The 17,715-nt window shown below is 42.6% G+C and carries 16 protein-coding genes; all 16 read right to left on the reverse strand.

Annotated elements, in window-relative coordinates; all coding sequences use genetic code 11:
* Positions 1-204 precede the first annotated feature (204 nt).
* Positions 205-1,215: a hydrogenase expression/formation protein HypE gene (gene hypE / locus EO126_RS09340; protein ID WP_006556920.1), complete on the reverse strand. Its 1,011-nt coding sequence runs from the start codon at positions 1,213-1,215 to the stop codon at positions 205-207.
* Between the two features lie 105 nt (positions 1,216-1,320).
* Positions 1,321-2,439, reverse strand: coding sequence for a hydrogenase formation protein HypD (hypD, locus tag EO126_RS09345; RefSeq protein WP_127008619.1), 1,119 nt, complete (start codon positions 2,437-2,439; stop codon positions 1,321-1,323).
* Complete coding sequence (locus EO126_RS09350) at positions 2,399-2,650, reverse strand: HypC/HybG/HupF family hydrogenase formation chaperone (RefSeq protein WP_006556922.1); 252 nt, start codon at positions 2,648-2,650, stop codon at positions 2,399-2,401. Before EO126_RS09350 ends, hypD begins: the two co-directional genes overlap by 41 nt.
* A gap of 121 nt (positions 2,651-2,771) precedes the next feature.
* Complete coding sequence (gene hypF, locus EO126_RS09355; protein WP_006556923.1) at positions 2,772-5,057, reverse strand: carbamoyltransferase HypF; 2,286 nt, start codon at positions 5,055-5,057, stop codon at positions 2,772-2,774.
* Between the two features lie 53 nt (positions 5,058-5,110).
* Entirely contained in the window at positions 5,111-6,550 is a 1,440-nt protein-coding gene (gene scfB, locus EO126_RS09360; protein WP_006556924.1) for a thioether cross-link-forming SCIFF peptide maturase, read from the reverse strand.
* Between the two features lie 247 nt (positions 6,551-6,797).
* Entirely contained in the window at positions 6,798-6,941 is a 144-nt protein-coding gene (gene scfA, locus EO126_RS09365; RefSeq protein WP_004693318.1) for a six-cysteine ranthipeptide SCIFF, read from the reverse strand.
* A 160-nt stretch (positions 6,942-7,101) separates the two neighbouring features.
* The gene (locus tag EO126_RS09370; RefSeq protein ID WP_192496413.1) at positions 7,102-8,136 is read right to left on the reverse strand and encodes a metal ABC transporter solute-binding protein, Zn/Mn family; all 1,035 of its coding nucleotides are present in this window, start codon (positions 8,134-8,136) and stop codon (positions 7,102-7,104) included.
* 251 nt (positions 8,137-8,387) lie between these two features.
* Positions 8,388-9,419, reverse strand: a complete 1,032-nt coding sequence (locus tag EO126_RS09375) for a metal ABC transporter solute-binding protein, Zn/Mn family (protein WP_225723649.1) — start codon at positions 9,417-9,419, stop codon at positions 8,388-8,390.
* A gap of 163 nt (positions 9,420-9,582) precedes the next feature.
* Positions 9,583-10,197 (reverse strand): ECF transporter S component, encoded by a 615-nt coding sequence (locus EO126_RS09380; protein ID WP_006556927.1) that lies wholly within the window; start codon positions 10,195-10,197, stop codon positions 9,583-9,585.
* Positions 10,198-10,323: 126 nt separating this feature from the next.
* A complete protein-coding gene (locus tag EO126_RS09385; RefSeq protein WP_006556928.1) occupies positions 10,324-11,166 on the reverse strand; it encodes a hypothetical protein in 843 nt (280 codons plus the stop codon).
* Entirely contained in the window at positions 11,163-11,570 is a 408-nt protein-coding gene (locus EO126_RS09390) for a hypothetical protein (RefSeq protein ID WP_006556929.1), read from the reverse strand. The genes EO126_RS09385 and EO126_RS09390 overlap by 4 nt, the downstream gene beginning before the upstream one ends.
* A 128-nt stretch (positions 11,571-11,698) precedes the next feature.
* A complete protein-coding gene (locus tag EO126_RS09395; protein WP_006556930.1) occupies positions 11,699-13,834 on the reverse strand; it encodes a heavy metal translocating P-type ATPase in 2,136 nt (711 codons plus the stop codon).
* A 5-nt stretch (positions 13,835-13,839) separates the two neighbouring features.
* Positions 13,840-14,133: a DUF6110 family protein gene (locus EO126_RS09400; RefSeq protein WP_006556931.1), complete on the reverse strand. Its 294-nt coding sequence runs from the start codon at positions 14,131-14,133 to the stop codon at positions 13,840-13,842.
* A 170-nt stretch (positions 14,134-14,303) separates the two neighbouring features.
* Complete coding sequence (locus EO126_RS09405) at positions 14,304-14,477, reverse strand: hypothetical protein (protein ID WP_006556932.1); 174 nt, start codon at positions 14,475-14,477, stop codon at positions 14,304-14,306.
* Between the two features lie 190 nt (positions 14,478-14,667).
* The gene (gene feoB / locus EO126_RS09410) at positions 14,668-17,091 is read right to left on the reverse strand and encodes a ferrous iron transport protein B (RefSeq protein WP_127008623.1); all 2,424 of its coding nucleotides are present in this window, start codon (positions 17,089-17,091) and stop codon (positions 14,668-14,670) included.
* 1 nt (position 17,092) lies between these two features.
* Positions 17,093-17,335 (reverse strand): FeoA family protein, encoded by a 243-nt coding sequence (locus EO126_RS09415; protein ID WP_040771345.1) that lies wholly within the window; start codon positions 17,333-17,335, stop codon positions 17,093-17,095.
* Between the last annotated feature and the right edge of the window lie 380 nt (positions 17,336-17,715).

A 17,715-nucleotide genomic window follows, 5' to 3' on the forward strand; every position in this document is an offset into this window, starting at 1 on the left:
TGGTGTAATGCACTGCCACGCAAAATTCTAAATTACCGGACACCACAAGAAGTATTCATTGAAGAAGTTAATAAGTTACTGGGTTTTTAAAAGTGTTCAATTTCATATTGCAATTTACTTCAAAAAAGCAGTTATAAAATAAAAATTTTATAACTGCTTTAGCATATACCTATTAAATTTTATCTATAAAAATATTAGAGTTCTTTAACAAATTCTCGGCACTTGGTCCTCGCCCAACTGATCCAACAACCGAACACCGCCAAGCGCTGTTTTAAGACCAACTTTACCGGCATTACTGCTAAGCACTTCACCGATGCAAGCGGCCTCACGGCCATATTCGTTAGCATGCAAAATTTCAAGCACCGTATCTGCCACATCGGCTTCAACAACAAATACTGCTTTACCTTCATTAGCCAAATACAATGGATCATAGCCTAAAATACTGCAAACGGACTGCACTTCATCGTGAATTGGCAACGCGTATTCATCAACACGGATACCGACATTAGCTTGACCGGCAATTTCATACAGGGTTGTTGCCAAGCCGCCACGTGTTGGATCACGCATTACGGCCACTTTATCGCCTACTGCATCCAACACGGCCATAATCATATGATTAAGTGGTGCACAGTCGGTTTTAATGGATTCAGGCAAAGCTAATTCATAACGAGAACCCATTACGGCAATAGCATGATCACCAAGCGAACCGGATACAATAATTTTCATGTCCGGCTTAACGCGTTCGGGATCAATGTTAATCCCTTCCGGAATCATACCCACGCCGGCGGTGTTGATGTAAAGACCGTCTACGGCCCCTTTTTCAACTACCTTTGTATCGCCTGTAACGATAGTAACACCCGCTTTTTTAGCCATTTCCGCCATAGTCGCGAGAACGGCATCCAAAGTTTTTACCGGTAAACCTTCTTCCAGAATAAGACCACAGCTCAGATGTAAAGGTTTCGCACCGTTCATAGCCAAGTCATTCACCGTACCGCATACGGCCAATTTACCGATATTACCACCGGGGAAAAATTGCGGTGTTACCACATAGGAATCAGTGGTAAACGCCATACGACCGGCGGGTACATCGAATTGAGCACCGTCATGTAATTTTGCCAATGCCTCATTTTTAAAATGAGGCATAATATATTTTTCCATCAATTCATGGCTGAAGCGTCCCCCATTACCATGAACCAAGCGTATTGTTTCATCCATAAATTACTCCTTAGCCGAAAGCCTTGCCAAAACAAGTCTCGCAATAAAGCTATCTAAATAAGGACATTAAGATTAAGACAGCTCAACACAAGCACCATTCGGCTTTTATTCTTCCCAAGTCATACCGCCGCTGGCACGGCCGTATTTATACCAAGCCGCACAGCTGCCTTCCACGGACACCATGCAGGCACCCACCGGATGGTCGGCGGTACAAAGCTTACCGAATAAACCGCATTCATCGGGACGAATGAGGCCTTGCAACACACGACCGCATTGACAGCCTTTCGGCACGCCACCGCTTTCAATCGGTCCGAGTGGAATCATACGTTCCGCATCAAAAGCCGCATATTCACCTTTTAAGCGTAGACCGGAGTTAGGAATCACACCGATGCCGCGCCAAGTATCATCGATAACTTCATAGAGTTCATCCATAAGCTTAACCGCTATGGGATTACCTTTTTTAGCCACCACCGATTTATACTGATTGCCCACATAATACTTGCCGCTTTTACGCTGTGCCAATAAATCGCGCACAGCCGCCAAGATTTCAAGACCGTCAAAACCGGCAATACAGGACGGCATATGGCATTCTGTAGGAATGAAGCTATATGGTTCTTCCCCGATAATAACGCTCACATGACCGGGCAAAATAAACCCATCCAAATGGCCTTCTTTTTGATTGGCCAAGGCACGTAGTGCGGGCGGCACCAATTTATGGGATACCAAAAAGAAAACATTCTTAAGGCCCGACATAGCCAACGCTTTAACAGCCGCCGCAATAACGGCAATGGTCGTTTCAAAACCAATAGCTAAGAAGACAATCTTTTTATCCGGATTAGCTTTACCCAGCTCGATGATTTCTAAAGGACTGTAAATAATATGAATATGAGCACTGGCGCTCTTTGCTTCCCACAGATTACTGTGTGTGCCCGGCACTTTCAGCATATCGCCAAAAGTCGCCACAATCACATCATCCATAGCCGCATAGGCCAAAGCTTTATCCATATATACCTGGTCGGTAACACAAACAGGACAGCCCGGTCCGCTTACAAGCTCGATGCCTTCCGGCAAGAGTTGACGAATCCCTTCGCGGAAAATCGCCACTGTATGCGTACCGCACACTTCCATAAATCTAACCGATTCTCCCGGCGTATGAAGTGCTTTTATCTCTTGTAACAGTTCATTAGCGACCTGTGTTTTTTCCTGCAAAGTAATCTTTTTCAAGTTCTTCCAACTCCTTAAAGGCCTCCATTGTTGCATTAGCCTCTTCTTCATCTACCACTTGAACGGCGCAACCGGCATGAACCAGTACATAATCGCCTACTTTAGCTTCCGGTACCAACATGAGATTTACATCACGCGTCACACCGGTAAGCTCAATGGTGCCGATGAATTCATTAACTTTTATTAATTGAGCAGGTACTGCTAAACACATAGTGTTCCCTCCTAACTTTCTCAGGGAGTATGAATTTTCATTTAAGGAAATATTACTCTTTCATTTAAGAAAATATTCTTCTATTCACTTAATGAAATACTGCTTCTCACTAAATGAAGTATTATTTTTCATTCAATTTTTGATGACCCAGCCACAATTGCCCCAGTGCCAAACCACCGTCATTCGGCGGCACCTGACGCGGCAAGAGCATGACTTGATCGTGATTTATACTCATCATTTCTTCGATAAGGCGTCTGTTTTGAAAAACACCGCCGCAAAGAATAACTTGTTTAATATTATATTGGGTACACAAATGCTCCATCGTTTCCGTAATGCCATAGGCCAACGTACGGTGGAACGAAGCTGCCAAAACGCGCTTGGAAATTCCATCGCCCAAGTGGCCGACAATATCCTGCACCAATGGTTTAAAATCGAGGATTTTACCGTCCCAAATAAATTCCTTAATTTTACCACGTTCACCATAAGCTAACTGTTCAAGGCTCATAGCAATTTGCCCGTCAAAGGTGTGTTCATTGCCAAGGCCCAGTAAACAGCCTACAGCGTCGAATAATCGACCGGCACTGCTGGCATCAACCATAGGCATATTGTTTTGCATCATGAAATCTAATAATTCCCAATTATCCGGCAATTGATTAAACCACGGCTCGAGCCAAGCCGGCGTGTCATCGCCGAACTCATCACGCACATACCAAAGGGCCTGACGCCACGGTTCTTTAACCGCCGCTTCACCGCCCGGTAACGGTGCCGTATGAATATGAGCCAAACGTTGCATGGAAGACCCCTGACACAGTAAAAACTCACCGCCCCAGATAGTATCATCCAGACCATAGCCCGTACCGTCAAAACAAATCCCCAACACCGGTTCGGAGTCTAAGCCATATTCCGCCATAACGGCCGCCACATGAGCATGATGATGTTGCACCTGCATATAGGGAATATTGTGCTCTTCACTATAGGTTTTGCCATATTGTGAAGAAAAATATTGCGGATGATAATCGGCCACTACCGCTTCCGGTGTAAGACCGAATAAATCTTTATATCTGTCAATAGTCCAAACCAGACTGTCATTCATGGCCAAATTGGCTAAGTCACCGATATGAGGCCCCATGAGCACCGCTTCATTGCGATTCATGGCAAATGCATTTTTCAAATCGCCGCCCATGGCGAGTACCGTTTTTTTACCTTCATTTGGCAAGCGCACTCTAAAAGACGTCGGTACATAACCGCGACTGCGCCTAATTTGTAAAGTTTCGCCCTTTACCACCTGCACCACCGAATCATCTACGGATGCCACAATACGGCGATTATGAACAAGAAAATAATCCGCCACATGTTTTAATTTGGCAACGGCTTCCTCATCATCAAAAATCACCGGTTCACCGCTGCGATTACCGCTGGTCATAACCCAAACAGCCCCTGCCGGGAGCCAAACTTCATGGACCGGTGCATACGGCAACATAATCCCTACATAGTGATTATTCGGTGCTACCGCCTGCCATGCTACCTTCGCATCATGACGTTGCGGCACCAATACAATCGGTCTTGCCGGCGATAACAATAAAGCCTCTTCTTCCGGTGTAATATGAGCAATTTCTTTAGCTGTAGCCAAAGAATCTACCATAACGGCCAAAGGCTTATGAGGTCGTTGTTTACGTTCACGAAGTGCCATAACGGCGGCCACATTAGTGGCATCACACACCAAGTGATAACCGCCTACACCTTTAAAAGCAATAATATGGCCGGTCATGACATAGTCACGCCCCAATGTTAACGGATCCAGTTCCGTCGCCGTAGGATGAATCTCTCCGTTAATTACTTCATATAAAGTGTACTGCGGTCCGCACACGGGACAAGCATTCGGTTCTGCATGATATCTTCGATTACTTTCAGACTCATATTCTGCCTTGCAAGCATCACAGAGCGGAAACTCCTTCATGGACGTAAATTTACGGTCATAAGGCACTGTTTCCACAATCGTATAGCGAGGCCCGCAATGGGTACAGTTAATAAAGCCGTAGTGAAAACGGCGGTTCATAGGGTCGTGCAATTCATGGCGGCATGCCTCGCACGGCGCCGTATCGGCCCCGATAAACGTAGCCGGTTGTTTACCTGCCGGCGAAGGGGCGATAACAAATAAGCTGTCATCTTTTAACGAAATCTCCTTTACATTGACTGAGTCAATGCGTGCTATCGGTCCTTTTCGCTCTTTTACGGCATCAACGAATTTTGCCAATGCTTTCTCCGTGCCCTCAACTTCTACATAAACGCCCGCATCATCATTATAGACAAAACCCGTGAGACCCAATTCACGTGCTACAACCGCAATAAGGGGGCGGAATCCGACCCCCTGTACTATCCCTGTAAATCGTATACCTTGTCGCTTCATAAATAGTTCCTTTGTAATATACTATTTGCTTACTTGTTATACGGTATTTAGTTTTACATCCAATTATGCTGTTTGCGTTCCTGGAAGGCCGGATCCTCCTTCGGCACAATTCCCTGTTCACGCAATTCATCAAGCTCAGCCTGAATCATGATGGCACATTCAATGCGTTTTTTCTGCAATTCACAGCCAAGTGCATACGGTTCCTTAATGGTGCCGGTAAAGGTTTCATTATTGGCATGACAACCGCCGGAGCAGAAGAATTTAGCCCAGCAAGCAGCACAGGTAGGTTTCGTAAACACATGAGTATTGCGGAATTCACGCGGAATATCAAAGTTCTTAAGCCCTTCGTATACATTGCCCAATACATAGCCGTCGCGACCGACAAACTGATGGCATGGGTAAATATCGCCGTTCGGTACGATAGCCATATATTCATGACCGGCACCGCAACCGCGCAAACGTTTAGCCATACAAGGTCCGCGATATAAGTCCATACGGAAGTGGAAGAAGTTGAACTTTTCACCCCAGCCTTCTTTTTGACGTTCCAAATACAAATCGGCAAGCTTTTCGTATTCTTTCATCAAAGCCGGCAAATCTTCTTCACGAAGTACATAGTCCCCTTCTTTACCTACTACCGGTTCCATAGATAAATGTTCGAAACCGAGGTCGGACATGGCAATAACGTCCTTGGTAAAATCAAGGTTATTGTGCGTATACGTACCGCGTGCATAGTATTCGAGACCATGACGTTGTTTAACGGCATTAACAAGGTTTTTAGCCACTGTTTTATACGTATCCGTGCCGCCGGCGCTTGGACGCATATGATTATGCACTTCTTCACGACCGTCAATGGACAATACCATACTCAATTTATGTTCGTTGAGGTAATCGATTTTTTCCTGAGTTAATAACACACCGTTGGTGGTCATAGTCATTTTGAAAATCTTATTGTGTTCAGCCCCAACTTTTTCGGCATATTCGATGGTCTGTTTAACAACTTCCCAGTTCATGAGCGGTTCGCCGCCAAAGAAATCTATTTCTAAATGTTGACGAGGACCACTCATAGAGATTAAGAAATCAACAGCTCGTTTAGCCACATCAAAACTCATGAGTTCACGTTTTACTCCGCCGTAATCGCCCTGGCTGGCAAAGCAATAACGACAAGCCAAGTTGCAGTCATGAGCAATATTAAGACATAAAGCCTTAACAATCGGTTCTTCCGCTGCCACTAATTTGAAATCTTCAGACATTGGTGCATAGAGCATTTCATCTTTAATCAAAGAATCCAATTCGTCTAATAATTCGTCGATTTCAGCCGGTGATTCAACGCCGTCAAAAGCCTGATGAACTGCTTCACGATTGGTGCCATCATAAATATCGAGCACTTTATCGGTAAATTCATCAATAACGTGAATAATACCGCTATTTACATCAAGACAGAAATACTTATCCTTCATCTTGAATTTGTGAATCATTGGTTTTAATTCTAACATGGTACCTCCATATATTTAATAGTTACTACTACCCTATATATTATACATCATTTATCTACTTTTAGCTTAAAAAAAAGGTTCTACCATATATGAAATAATGACATACAAGCCCTTTCCAAAAATCCAATTTATTAATTTTGCATAGATTGGGTTGTTTTAAATTATGAAAATAAAATAAGACCCAATCACTATCAAATAATGATTGGGTCTTATCGGATCATTGACGTATCAAAACAGATAAGAAATCTTATTTCTGTTTACAAACCTGGTTGCCTACAGTGCAGCTTGTTTTGCAAGCGGACTGGCAAGAAGTCTGGCATTCGCCGCAACCACCGGTTTTAGCAGTTTTCTGTAAAGATTCAGTGTTGATTGTACGAATTCGTTTTGCCATGGTGTTCAACCTCCTCAAAATACTACTATACGTTACTCATATTTTAACATAGTAACGCGGTAATCGGCAATACTTCAGTCAATGCGAAATATCAATACCCCATATGTGGTTGAGAAATACGTTGATAATCCGTCAATTCTTTTCAGGCTAATATGATGTATTATTGCCCGCCTAAAGCCGTTTTTAATACCTTCAAATTATCCTCCATAACGGATAAATAGGTAGCGCCCGCTTTCATTTGCTCTTCCGTCAAACCTTCTACCGGATTCAGCATATACACCTTAGCGCCCGTTTCTTTAGCAATAGCTTCTGCTAATTTAGGATTAACCAATTCTTCGCTGAAAATAGCCTTTACCTTGTGCGCTTTTACAAAACTGATAATCGAGGCCATCCGTTCCGGTGTAGGTTCCGCATCCGGTGCTACCCCCATGATGCCCAATTGCGTGAAACCGTAACGATTGGCAAAATAGCCGAATGCTTCATGAGTTACAACTAAATCTTTATTCGGGATTGTTTGAGCAAACGCCTGATATTGTGCATCTAAAGCTGTCAATTTTTCTTTATACGCTTTACCGTTTGCTTCGTAATAGTCTTTATTCGCCGGATCTGCTTCACTAAAGGCCGCCACTACAGCGTCCACTTCTTTTGCCACATTCATCGGATTCAACCAAATGTGAGGGTCCACCGTGCCATGATGATGATGATCATGACCGTCATCGTCATGATGAGCTGCATCAGTGTGATGATCATGATCGTGGCCGGTTTCTGTTTCCGTTTCATTATCGATATCAATGGATTTAATCGGCATTACCTCAACTGATTTTGCCAATTCTACCGGCTTAGCCTCTTTTAAATTATCCGGTGCCAATAACTTTTCACTTGGTTCTAAACCGGCACCGTTATAAATAAATACCTTAGCTTGGCCTACGGCCTTTAAATCTTTAACGGTTGGTTCCCAATCATGAGGTTCCGTTCCCGGCGGCACCAATAAACTTACATTCACCTTATCCCCGCCTACTTGTTTCGCAATATCATAGGCCGGATACACGGTAGCCACTACCGGCAATCCCCCTTTACCGGAGTCCCCGCTCTTATCCCCCAAGCCACAGCCTCCAAGTACAGTCGCACCGACTAACAAGCCGGCCATTAACACGGATGAAATGCGCCATTTGCGCCAATTAATTTGAATATTCATTTCATCGCCTCTCTTTCTAAAAAAGATTGTAGAATTCGTTTTGCCATGGTGTTCAACCTCCTCAAAATACTACTATACATTACTCATATTTTATCACAGTAACGCGGTAATCAGCAATACTTCAGTCAATGCGAAATATCAATACCCCATATGTGATTGAGAAATACGTTGATAATACGCTTTCCTTTTCAGCCTCCAAAAAGTATTATAAATCACCTAAAGCAACCTTTGACGTGTTTATAAAAGAAGTATTATTGACCGCCTAACGCTGTTTTCAAAACCTTCAAATTATCCTCCATAACGGATAAATAGGTAGTGCCCGCTTTCATTTGCTCTTCCGTCAAACCTTCTACCGGATTCAGCATATACACCTTAGTGCCCGTTTCTTTAGCAATAGCTTCTGCTAATTTAGGATTAACCAATTCTTCGCTGAAAATAGCCTTTACCTTGTGCGCTTTTACAAAACTGATAATCGATGCCATCCGTTCCGGTGTAGGTTCCGCATCCGGTGCTACCCCCATGATACCCAATTGCGTGAAACCGTAACGATTGGCAAAATAGCCGAATGCTTCATGAGTTACAACTAAATCTTTATTCGAGATTGTTTGAGCAAACGCCTGATATTGTGCATCTAAAGCTGTCAATTTTTCTTTATACGCTTTACCGTTTGCTTCGTAATAGTCTTTATTCGCCGGATCTGCTTCACTAAAGGCCGCCACTACAGCGTCCACTTCTTTTGCCACATTCATCGGATTCAACCAAATGTGAGGGTCCACCGTGCCATGATGATGATCATGACCGTCATCGTCATGATGAGCTGCATCAGTGTGATGATCATGATCGTGGCCGGTTTCTGTTTCCGTTTCATTATCGATATCAATGGATTTAATCGGCATTACCTCAACTGATTTTGCTAATTCTACCGGCTTAGCCTCTTTTAAATTATCCGGTGCCAATAACTTTTCACTTGGTTCTAAACCGGCACCGTTATAAATAAATACCTTAGCTTGGCCTACGGCCTTTAAATCTTTAACGGTCGGTTCCCAATCATGAGGTTCCGTTCCCGGCGGCACCAATAAACTTACATTCACCTTATCCCCGCCTACTTGTTTCGCAATATCATAGGCCGGATACACGGTAGCCACTACCGGCAATCCCCCTTTACCGGAGTCCCCACTCTTATCCCCCAAACCACAGCCTCCAAGTACAGTCGCACCGACTAACAAGCCGGCCATTAACACGGATGAAATGCGCCATTTGCGCCAATTAATTTGAATATTCATTTCATCGCCTCTCTTTCTAAAAAATATTCATTCTTACAAACTCCATATTTAAACAGCTCAATATTTTTTAAGGCTTATTTCCTCATTTATCAATATATATTCATATATCAATATATACATTCAAAAAGCCCCGACATGACGTCGGGGCTAATGGTTTAACATATTATTTATCTGTTTTAAGTTTAGCCCTGATCGCCATGACTACCGGTGTCCCTACTACAACAGCCGCCAATGCTTCAAGCGGTCCGTGGAATACGGCTACACCGATAACAATATTCGCCACATGGTCTACAGGAATCCCTTTTGCTGCTGCATACGGTTCTGCATAAATAAGGTAAATCAACCCCATTACCATTACAGTATGCACAATAGTACCGACAAATAAGGCAATCATAACACGCCATAAAGGCCTTTTAATCGGTAAATAACGGTACACATAGTAAGCAATAGGTCCGATTAACATACGTGGTAATATGGAAATAATCGGGTTTAAAAATACGAAAGACATAATGTTTGGCTGTACGAAGTTTTGAACCAAACTGTAAGACCCGAAAATAAAACCGATAACCATACCGATTTTTGGGCCTTCCAGTAATGCCCCGATTAAAGTCGGAATATGCAAGATAGTCGCATAAATCGGTGGAATCGGAATAAATCCTAACCCGCTGACACCCAGTACTACGGTTAATGCCGACAACAAACCGATAACAGTTAATTGTCGCAAGCTGAATCGCTGACGCGGATACGGACTTTTCGTATCCATATTATCTTTTTCCATGTAAAAAAACCTCCGTTCTCATTCCTATTCGGATATAAGTCGAAATACATATTCAAATTCATACAATTGCGCTGTAAAATCTCAATCACCCATTTTCAAACAGTTATACATTATATCATAGAAAATTTATTTTGCCTGCCGTTTCAAAATAAGATCTTCCAAAAGTAAACCTGCACCTACGGACATGGCGAGTATCACAAATTCCAGTAAGCCCGGTGTAATATAAACCAGCCAATTGCCTTGGAATACCGGCATCATGAAATATAACAACTCCATAAAGAAGTCCGGCTTCCAACCATACATTAAATGTCCGTTAATAGCGAGCCATATCAAAGCAGTCACCATAATACGTGCTAAGCGTAAGCCTTGTTTTTGCCCCATCCGAGGATGAAGATAAATGGCAATAACCGCCATAGTCCAAATAACAAAACCATAGAGCCAAAGTTGTAAAAAGGTAAACACTTGGGGACTAAGTTGTGCTGCCAAAATAGGATCGGGCACATTTAAAAATAACACGTCCCCTAATAAAAGCATCGGCACAGGCAATGAGTAAACAGCCATATCCAAAGAATCATCGAACCAGCAATTAAAACGTGGACGTTCGGCATAAAGCGTCAGAATAACAGCTACTAAAGTCATAGCCAACAGACAGATCGAAAAGACTGCAATCCAACCAACCATAATAAGGCCCATGCTACCGGTTGCAATAGCAAATGGGATTACGCTGTCACCTAAGAAGAAAAAGGTTAAACACCAAATCCAACTGTAAGCATACAAACTGTTACGCCACGGATAGGTCAAAAATTGTTGTAAACGGTCTTGCCTACGAAGTACCATAGGTGTCAGAAACGAAAGCACCAAGAAGGCTACCATGCCTAAAGAAACACCTTGCAAGGCCAATATAATCATAGTAATCGGTAATACAATAGCCAGATTTAAAACAAACATGCGTAATACATTTTTTATCATTTAGCGGCCCTCCCGGAAATGAGCGAATTCAGAATATAGCCGACCACCAATGAAAGTGATACCTGCAAATACATTACAATAACAAAGGCTATATCACGGCCCACACTTGGCAGTGCCCAGAGAAAAGCAAAATCACCCACAAAAAAACTTTGATATGTTGCGAGCTGAACAAGGAACCAGCCCAATATATAATAAATACGGCCTACACGCTTTTCTTCCGGACCGAAACCACTTCGCTTCGAAGATAAATACGCCACCGGCACCAATAACGACAACACTAAATAACTGACCAACGCCACCATGGCACTGGAACCGTTATGAATAGTGTAGGCGCCTAAGGGTACCAATATGATGAAAAAACTCATATATAGCGTGCGCCTCAAAATATCCGTGAGGACTTTCATAGTAAAAACCTCCTACATCCTTATCTTAACAGTATTATTCTACTATAGGACACGCTAAAACTCAACTGTAAAAGGCGGTGTTCCGAAGAACACCGCCTTAATGTCACTTATTTTTACTCTATGTATGCTTACGCTACGACCTGTGCCGTTGTTTCAATAATCTCCCCATCGTCCGCTGTTTTAGCCGGTAACAATGGTGTCATACTGCGCAAACCGATACCTAAGGTGAACATATTATGCATCCATGCCGTCGTGCTCGGTGTCAATACTTGGAACAAACCAAGGCCTACCAACGCGCCGTTAACGCCGACGATGGAATTGTAATTAAACTGAATGCGATCCATCAAACGCATAGCAATGCGTCGCAAATCAACAAGACTGGCAAGATTATCGGAGGAAACCGTAACATTAGCGATTTTTTGAGCAATCGGTGCCCCTTCATTCATCGCAACGCCTACATGAGCTTCCGACAATGCCGGCGAATCGTTAATACCGTCGCCAACCATCATTACCGTATAGCCTTCATCTTTAGCTTTCTTTACATAAGCCGCTTTATCCCCCGGCAATACTTCCGCATACACTTCGTCAATGCCGATTTCACGTGCTACACGTTCTGCATTGCGTTTACTGTCACCGGTCATCATAACGACTTTTTTAATGCCTAATTCGTGAAGCTCTTTAACAACCTGTTTTGCTTCGTCACGAACCGGATCTTTAATACAAAGTACGGCTGCCAAACAACCGCTGATGGCTAAGTACAAATGAGAGGAGAAATCCGGCAAATTGTCGAATTTTTCCTGTTCCCCTTCCGGAATTACAACTTTTTCATCGTCAAAAATAAAGTGTGCACTACCGATACGGCATTTACGATTGCCTACTTTAGAAGCAATACCATGTGCCACAATATATTCAACTTTAGACGAGTGTTTTTCCTTGTGCGGTAAATTATGCTGATCGGCCGCATTAACAACCGCTTTCGCCATAGAATGTGGGAAATGTTCTTCCAGGCAGGCGGCCAACAAGAGCATTTCTTCCGGATCATGGCCTTCAAACGTAATAATTTGTTCAAATACAGGTTCCGCTTTCGTCAATGTTCCCGTTTTATCAAAAACGACAACATCAGCTGCGGCGATTTGTTCCAAATACTTACCGCCTTTAACCGTAATACCCCGTTTAGAGGCTTCTTCCATAGCAGATAAAACAGCCAACGGAATACTCAATTTCAAAGCACAAGAGAAATCAACCATCAAAAACGACAGTGCTTTCATCGTATTTCGCGTGAGTAAGTAGGTCAAAATAGTGCCGGCAAAACTGATTGGTACCAATTTATCGGCCATATGGAACGCTTTTTGTTCCATACCGGATTTCATTTGCTCCGATTCTTCAATAAGCGCCACAATCTGTTCATAACGCGATGATTTCGAGTTCCCCCGTACTTCAATGAGACAATGCCCCTCTTCTACTACCGTACCGGCATATACCGAAGTTCCTTCATCGCGACGAACCGGTTCCGGTTCCCCTGTCATAGAGCTTTCATTAACAAGGACAACACCTTCTACTACTACACCGTCCAGCGGTACGACTTCACCTTGGCGTAAGACAACAAGATCGCCTTCTGCAACGTCCGCTACAGGTCGACTTACTTCAACGCCATCGACTTTAACCCAAACTTTATCTACATTAAGCGACATACTTTCAGCCAGGTTAAGTACAGACTTACGAAGAGTCCATTCTTCCAAGGTCTCACCGATACCCAACAAATACATAACGGCACCCGCCGTAGATACATCACCGCGCAATAAGGATACGGTAATCGCTACGCCGTCCAATACTTCTACGGTTAATTTACGATGCCATAACATGGACACCGCTTTTTTAGCAAACTTTAAAGCATTAAACCAAGACCACACCATATTAACCGGTGCAGGTAACAATATCTTTTTCCCCAAGTACATGAGAGTCTGACTAATCATAGACTCTTTGTATTGTTTGTTAACAAGTCGCGGTGAGTATTCCGTCAATGCCGGTGCATCGGCGAAATCCAAATCGTTGAGTGCCACCAAGGCATCACGAACAGCTAATTCATCGCCCGTATGGTTGATGATAAGGTCTCGTGAACGCGTAAAGAACTGAGCTTTTTCTATAGCCGGATTCTGCAATAAAGTCGCTTCTAAATAAGCGGCTTCCGCATCATCAAACAAGTGGCCGGAGACAGTAACATGAAGACGTTTCGATAATCTTTGAATAACCGAAAACTTCAACATATTAATTATTCACCCTTTTCTTCAGCTTTTTCTGCTTGTTCTTCTTCGAATAAAGCTTCTTCTTTATGACGATTTTCATTAATTTCTTGTGCATCAGCTAAAATGCTACCACTGGAAGCCTGTACTTTTTCAGCTGTCTGCAATACGCTTTCCTTAGCACGAAGGCCGGCAGCCACTACATTAGCATATACCTTTTTAGCGTCTTTACTGGTCAAAACTTTAAGACCAACTGTACCGAGAGCCAAGCCGGCTGCGAATAAATTAGCGTTTTTTACTTTGTCTTTGTTGATGTTAAACATAAAAATCTCACCTTTCCTCTACACGATGTAATGCACCCAGTGCATATACAATAAATAGTTTAAGCACCTACTGCTTTATAAAAATAGCCAAGGTCTACCCGAACCTTGGCTACTTTTGCCGTAAATCAATCGAATACACTGTATTCGTCAGTCATTACCCTTATGAAATCCTATTTGTTGCCCCCGCAACCACAGCCGCAACCGGCTTCAGACATGTCTTTTTTCTTGCCGTTACCGTTACCGCCGCAACTGCATCCGCCTTTACCGCTAAGCGTTTTATATGCCTTACGAGCAACAAATAATACAGCGATTAATCCGATAAGATATACTATTAGGTTCTCCATTATAATACACCATCCTTAATTAATAATCAATAGTGATTTGTTAAAAATCTTGAGAAAATATTGATTGGTGTTACATTCTCAACGATTATCAGCAGTTAATTCTCATTTAGACTTTCATAGGAACAAGCTAATAACTTAACAGAAAAACGCATTTCAGTTTTAATTCATTTAATTTATAACGTTTTTTTAATCAATGGAATCCCAATAAGTGACCGCCATTGTAGACGATAAAGGCTGCTACCCACGCTAATGCTGTAGAGTAAAGAACGAAGAAGCCTAACCAGCCCCAGCCGCCGGCTTCACGTTTGAATACGGCCATAGCCGCAAAACATGGCGGATAAATAAGAACGAACATCATCAAACCAACTGCAACAAGTGGCGTGAATGAAGGGTCTTGACGTAAGTAAACTTGCAATGGTTGTTCATTGTCTGCATCGGCTGCAATAGAGTAAATTGTACCTAAGGTACTTACCATAACTTCCTTAGCTGCAAAAGCTGTAACTAAGGATACGCTCATCTTCCAATCGAAACCAAGCGGTCTCATAACCGGTTCAATGAATTTACCGATAGAAGCTACATAAGAGCCTTCTAATTTTTCAGTTGCTTCCTTCTGATCAAGTTCACCGATAGCTTCGTCTTTTTCTTGATTATTTAAGTAAATTGCCCAAGCAACCGGGAACGCATCAGCATTAGCTACTTCAAGATTGTGGAAGTAGTCAGGAACTTCAGGGGCCGCTTCTGCAGGAGCTACATCGGTAGTAGCAGCTGCTGCTTCACCGTTAAGACCTTCATCACCGATTTCTTCTTCCTCTTCGTCAGCCGCAGCTTCATCCTGTTCTGCCTGGATAGAAGTCATTTCGTCAACGAGTGCCATAACCGGCGCTTTTTGTTCGTCAGTAGCAATACCGTACTGAAGTAAGATTGCATTATCACGAGCTTCATATTCTTGCGTTACTTGATTGCGAGCCGCATCAAAGTCTTGGGACATCGGAACATCCTGCGGATAAGATGCCAAGAACCAAATCAATACGGAAGCTGCTAAAATGAAAGTACCTGCTTTTTTAAGATATAAGAAAGCACGTTCCCACATATGCATTAACACGCTCTTAATAGTCGGCATATGGTATGGCGGTAATTCCATAACAAATGGTTCGGATTCGCCCGGGAACAAGAATTTACGGAATATTTTAGCCATTACAATAGCCAATACGATACCGGCAAAGTAAATGGCAGCCAATACATTACCGCGTTGTGCTACCGGGAAGAACGCCCCGATAAACAATGTATATACCGGCAAACGAGCACTACATGTCATAAACTGTGAAACAAGAATCGTAATCATTCGATCGCGGTTGTTATCCAAGATACGAGCACCCATAATAGAAGGAATACTACAACCATAACCCATAAGGAGGGGAATGAAGGATTTACCGTGTAAACCGCAGGCACACATGATACGGTCCATTACGAAAGCGGCACGCGCCATATACCCGGTATCTTCAAGGAACGCAATACCCAAGAATAAAAGCACAATAAGCGGTACGAAACTCATTACCGCGCCGACACCGGCGATGATCCCGTCAACTACGAGGGAATTTAACTGCCCTTCCGGAATTACCGCACCGGCCCAGTCACCGAGAGCTGTAAAGGCGTCTTCAATCCAACCTTGCGGATACGCACCGATTGTATTAACGAGGTTAAATAAGAGCCACATTACGAATACGAAAATAGGTAAGCCCCAAATACGATGTGTAAGCACTTTATCGATACGGTCGGAACGTGTTTCGATTTCCTTAGGCGTACCTTTTAAAGCATTATTATATGTAGCAACGGCAAAGCTGTGACGGAATTCTTGGAAAATAATTTCTAAATCTACTTTATCTTTTAGTTCGTCGCGCCACTGTTCTGCTTTAGCCAATACGGCTTCGGTACGATCAAAGGCTTTTACTTTTTTAATTACATCAGGGTCGGCTTCCAATAATTTAATAGCTACCCAACGCAACGGATAGGTAATGCTGTCTGCTTTCTCAAGTTCATTAACAATATCGGTAATAGCCGGTTCAAGTACAGGACCGTAATTAATGGTAGCACTCGGCTTTTTAGCTTCTTTAGCAACATCAATTACAGCTTGCAACAATTCGGTAGTCCCCACATTGTTACGACCTACAGTCTCAACAATAGTGGCACCGGTCATTTCACTTAATTTCTTAATGTCAATGTGAACACCCATTTCTTTGGCCACATCAGACATGTTAAGTGCCATTACAATCGGACGTTCCAATTCCAACAATTGTGCCGCTAAATATAAGTTACGTTCCAAATTAGACGCATCAATAACGTTTACGAGAACATCCGGTTCATCATTAATGATAACATTACGAGCTACTAATTCATCAAGGGAACGAGCTGTTAAACTGTATGTACCCGGTAAGTCAATAAAGAGTAAATCTTTACCGCTGAAGGTACATTCCCCTTCTTTCTTTTCTACCGTTACACCGGGATAGTTACCAACATGTTGTTTGGCACCGGTAATATTATTAAAAATAGTTGTTTTACCACAGTTCGGATTACCGGCCAAAGCAATGCGAATGGACGTGGTATTTTGGTCGCTCATTCTAGGCCTCCTGACTCACTTCAATATCAATAGTTTCTGCTTCGCTCACACGCAAGGCTAAATCAAAGTTCTTAACTTTAATTTCAATCGGATCACCCAACGGTGCGTATTTCATAACACGCACGAAAGTCCCGGGCACCAAGCCCATGTCAACGAGACGGTGTTTGATGTTGCCGGAACCGCGCAACTTTTGAATCGTGCCCGCTTCACCGGCCTTCATCGACGCCAATGATTTTATCACAATCTTACACCTCCTTCTGGCCGAACAAAAACAAACTCATCTTCAAAAATTTGCTTTAGTACTGCACTGAAACTGATAAAAAATTACAATTAAATTATAACATAGCCACCGAGAAAATCAATAACTATTTTCAATATCGAATCTTATGAATGCAGATAGAAATTGTTGAATATTCATTATCACTCCTGCATTTATAGCTATTCAACATATTGTCAACTCTCAACGTTCTCATTCTCATTTGAAATATTTTCTCTTTTATTATTGATTTAAGTAAAAGTTTAACTGTTATCAAAATATTATCAATTAAATACTTATTCTCAATGAATTATTAAAATATATATTTCGCAAAAAAACTATGCAATTGAGTTCAAATTACACTAAAC

It is taken from the genome of Veillonella seminalis (assembly GCF_003992065.1).
GTDB classification, from domain to species: Bacteria; Bacillota; Negativicutes; order Veillonellales; family Veillonellaceae; genus Veillonella_A; species Veillonella_A seminalis.

Bases quoted from the DNA above. Each gene is read 5' to 3' on its own strand.
- hypE (WP_006556920.1), bottom strand. From the start codon at position 1,215: ATGGATGAAACAATACGCTTGGTTCATGGTAATGGGGGACGCTTCAGC.
- scfB (WP_006556924.1), bottom strand. From the start codon at position 6,550: ATGTTAGAATTAAAACCAATGATTCACAAATTCAAGATGAAGGATAAG.
- feoB (WP_127008623.1), bottom strand. From the start codon at position 17,091: ATGAGCGACCAAAATACCACGTCCATTCGCATTGCTTTGGCCGGTAAT.
- scfA (WP_004693318.1), bottom strand. From the start codon at position 6,941: ATGGCAAAACGAATTCGTACAATCAACACTGAATCTTTACAGAAAACT.
- EO126_RS09380 (WP_006556927.1), bottom strand. From the start codon at position 10,197: ATGGAAAAAGATAATATGGATACGAAAAGTCCGTATCCGCGTCAGCGA.
- EO126_RS09370 (WP_192496413.1), bottom strand. From the start codon at position 8,136: ATGAATATTCAAATTAATTGGCGCAAATGGCGCATTTCATCCGTGTTA.
- hypF (WP_006556923.1), bottom strand. From the start codon at position 5,057: ATGAAGCGACAAGGTATACGATTTACAGGGATAGTACAGGGGGTCGGA.
- EO126_RS09400 (WP_006556931.1), bottom strand. From the start codon at position 14,133: ATGTTTAACATCAACAAAGACAAAGTAAAAAACGCTAATTTATTCGCA.
- EO126_RS09395 (WP_006556930.1), bottom strand. From the start codon at position 13,834: ATGTTGAAGTTTTCGGTTATTCAAAGATTATCGAAACGTCTTCATGTT.
- EO126_RS09390 (WP_006556929.1), bottom strand. From the start codon at position 11,570: ATGAAAGTCCTCACGGATATTTTGAGGCGCACGCTATATATGAGTTTT.
- EO126_RS09350 (WP_006556922.1), bottom strand. From the start codon at position 2,650: ATGTGTTTAGCAGTACCTGCTCAATTAATAAAAGTTAATGAATTCATC.
- EO126_RS09405 (WP_006556932.1), bottom strand. From the start codon at position 14,477: ATGGAGAACCTAATAGTATATCTTATCGGATTAATCGCTGTATTATTT.
- EO126_RS09375 (WP_225723649.1), bottom strand. From the start codon at position 9,419: ATGAATATTCAAATTAATTGGCGCAAATGGCGCATTTCATCCGTGTTA.
- EO126_RS09385 (WP_006556928.1), bottom strand. From the start codon at position 11,166: ATGATAAAAAATGTATTACGCATGTTTGTTTTAAATCTGGCTATTGTA.